Origin of the sequence: Streptomyces lancefieldiae (genome assembly GCF_031845825.1) — a bacterium.
GTDB classification, from domain to species: Bacteria; Actinomycetota; Actinomycetes; order Streptomycetales; family Streptomycetaceae; genus Streptomyces; species Streptomyces lancefieldiae.
Genome location: NZ_JAVRFH010000036.1, coordinates 31,769 through 34,992, shown reverse-complemented (window position 1 = coordinate 34,992; position 3,224 = coordinate 31,769). Strand labels below are relative to the sequence as shown.

The following is a 3,224-nucleotide window of genomic DNA, read 5'->3' as shown; positions in this document are numbered from 1 at the left end:
GGGGGTACCTCCGAAGGTTGGGCAGCGTGGTGACAGGGCACGCCGGAGCGCGCCGACCGAGGTGCCGTCACGCGGTCGGCCGGGCGGGGACGGGGGTCAGGCGGCGGGTTCGCCGGCCTGGAGTTGCCAGAGGGACGCGTAGAGTCCGTGCCGCGCGAGGAGTTCGTCGTGGGTGCCCTGCTCGGCCACGACGCCCCCGGCGTCCATGACGTAGATACGGTCGGCGTGGCGGACCGTGGAGAGCCGGTGGGCGATGACCAGCATGGTCCGGTCGGCCGCGAAGCCGCGGAGCGTGCGCTGGATGGCGGCCTCGGTCTCGTTGTCCACGGCGGAGGTGGCTTCGTCGAGGATGACGACCGGCGCGTTCTTGAGGATGGCGCGGGCCAGCGCGATCCGCTGGCGCTGTCCGCCGGAGAGCGCCGCGCCGCGCTCTCCGATCACCGTCTCGTAGCCGTCGGGCAGCGCCGCGACGAAGGGGTGGGCCTCGGCGGTCCTGGCCGCTTCGACCACTGCCTCGTCCGAGGCGTCGAAGGTGCCGTAGCGGATGTTGTCGGCGATGGTGCCGTCGAAGAGGAACGGGTCCTGGGCGACGAACCCGATGGCGTGGCGCACGTCGTGCCGCGACAGCTCGCGCACGTCCCGCCCGTCGAGCAGGACGCTGCCGCTGTCCGCGTCCTGGAACCGCATCAGCAGCCTGGCGATCGTGGTCTTGCCCGAGCCGGTGGCGCCGACCAGGGCGGTGACCTGCCCGGCCGGGATGGTCATCGAGAGGTCTTCCAGCGCCGGGACGCGACCGGGGTAGGCGAAGGACACGCGGTCCAGGACGATGTCGCCGCGCACCTGGTCGGCGGCGAGCGTTCCGCCCGTGCCGTCGGCCTCGACAGGCAGGGCCCGCAGCCGCTGGACCCGGTCGTAGGAGGCGAGGGTGCGCTGGTACTGGTCGACGATGCCGCCGAGCCGGCTCATCCGCATCAGCAGCATCTGGGGCAGCCCGATCAGCGGGCTGAACACCTCGAAGCGCAGGGTGCCGTTGAGCACCGAACGGCCGCCGATCAGCAGCGTGCCGGCCATCGACGCGGTGGTGCAGGCCCGGACGGTCTCGGCGTGGCGAACAGTGCTGCGATCGGTCCGTCGGCTGCTCTCCTGGGCGGCCTCGCTCAACTCGTCGATGCGCTCGGCCTCGTGGTCCTCGGTGCAGAAGCTCTTGACGGTGGCGCCGGCCTCCAGCGAGTTGATCACCTGGCTGCCCAGCCGGGCCCGCCGCTCGCCGGTGACGGCGTAGTCGGCCGCGGCCTTGTCCTGGTGGCGCAGCGACAGCCAGGCGACGACCGGGATCGGCAGGAACGCGATCCAGGCGATCTGCGGGGCCAGCAGCAGGAACGCCGGGACCAGGAGAGCCAGGCTGGTGCCCAGTTGCAGCACCTCGTTGGCCGGGCCGGCGAAGAAGGCGCCCAGCTGGCCGACGTCGTCGGTGAGCGCGCCGGCCACCCGGGTGGTCCGCTCGCCCTCCAGGTTCCGCAGTTCGAGGTGCTGGACGTGCCGGTACGTACGGCTGCGCCAGTCGTGCTCGACGTCCTGGCCGAGCCGGCGCCACTGGAGGTTCGACGCGTACGAGAGGCCCGCCACGGCGGCGCACGCGCCGGCCACCAGTCCAGCGAGGCCCAGGAGTTGCGCCGACGCGGTGGTCAGGCCGAGGCGGGCCAGCGGGGCTGCCTGGCCCTTGATGAGGACGAGTCCGGTCCAGCCGAGGAAGGTGCCGAGCGCGACCTCCGAGACCTGGCAGGCGACGGACAGGGCGGCGGCACAGGAGAGCCGGCGGCGGTGGGGTCCGACGATCTCCAGCAGGGGGTGCCGTCCGGCACCCCGGCCCGCCGCCTCCGGGGCGCTGTCGGACGTTGCGCGCCCGCCCGGCTCCGGGGACGCGTCGGCCGTTCCGTGCCATGCCTTGCGCAGGACGGTCCCGGTCGCGACGGCCACCCCGCCCAGCGCCACCAGTTGCCTGGTCAGCGCGGATCCCTTGACCAGCGCGACAGCCGCCGCGGCCCCGGTGCCGACCGCGAGCACCGGTCGCACGACCGGCGCGTGGTGCGGGCGGGGTGCCGGCGCGTCGGCGGCTCGGGCCGACGCCGGACGTCCGCCGACGCCGGCCGGGTCACCCGCGATCACGGTGACCGCTCTGCGTACCGTCCGACCGACGTCCGCGGCGGCCACCCGGGCGTCGTGCCGAACGAGCAGTCCGCCGGTGACGGGGTTGGCCCGGGCCTCGGTGATCCCGGGGATGCGACAGAGCGCGGCGGCGAGGAGTTCGGCCGTCCGAGGCCGTCCGAGCACCAGTCTCACGTCCCAGCGCTGGCGGCCAGGAGTGACCGAGCGCGGGCGCGCGTCCCTTTCCACAGTCCGGAGTCCTGTTGCGGCGCCCACTGGCGATGACATGCGTACGATCACCTGTTCGCGGAGGTCACGGGTAACCCGTCGGCGGGCGCGGCGGAGTGCGGCGCACGGCGGATCACTGCGAGGGAACGGAAACCCCGAGGGGGACGGGGGTGCGGCCGACGGGAGGCCGGGCCGGGGCAGCCGACCGGACCGGGCATCAGAGGGTCACTGCCCCTTTCCGGCGCCGGTGGTCGCGCGGGTCCTCGGGATCTTGCCCTCCCCTTCGCCCCGGTCCGCCGCCCTGGCCGCCTCGCCCGCCGGAGCCGCGCCCTCGGCGGACGCGATCTGCGTCGCCATCACGTCGGCGGCCACCTCGGCCGCCAGGTCGTTGATGTTCTCCCCTGCCTCGTGGGCCGCCTTCTTGACTTCCATGACGACACCGACGGACGTCGTGATGACACCCCGCACGAGCGGCTTGAGGATGCGCTTGGCCAGAGGGGCCGCGATGAGACCGATCAGGAACGGGGGGACGACGGGGGGCATGGCGCTCCAACCTCTTCACGCGACTTCGGGACAGGGGCCCAGGGCGCGGCTGATTCCGGAGGCGCGACGAGAACGACGGAAGAAATCCGTCTGCGCCGTTGTCGGGAATTCCGTGCCGGACGGCCTGCCTGGAGGCTTCCTTCGCCGAAGTGGTGAACCGTCCGCTCCTAGATCACCGTAGTCCAGCCGCACACGATGAGACCAAATGGACCTGGCCGATTTCACTCATGCGAGTACTCTTCTTCATATTATTCCGATAAACCTATTTCATAGGGGTCTTCGATATTCGCCCCGCACGGACGAGTGAA

General features: G+C 72.4%; 2 protein-coding genes. Both read right to left on the bottom strand.

The genetic code is table 11. The annotated features are described in order from the left end of the window. Positions 1–96: 96 nt before the first annotated feature. Positions 97–2,394 (bottom strand): ABC transporter ATP-binding protein/permease, encoded by a 2,298-nt coding sequence (locus tag RM812_RS28500; RefSeq protein WP_311578347.1) that lies wholly within the window; start codon positions 2,392–2,394, stop codon positions 97–99. 204 nt (positions 2,395–2,598) lie between these two features. Continuing rightward, the gene (locus tag RM812_RS28495; RefSeq protein WP_311578344.1) at positions 2,599–2,916 is read right to left on the bottom strand and encodes a DUF5132 domain-containing protein; all 318 of its coding nucleotides are present in this window, start codon (positions 2,914–2,916) and stop codon (positions 2,599–2,601) included. Positions 2,917–3,224: the final 308 nt, after the last annotated feature.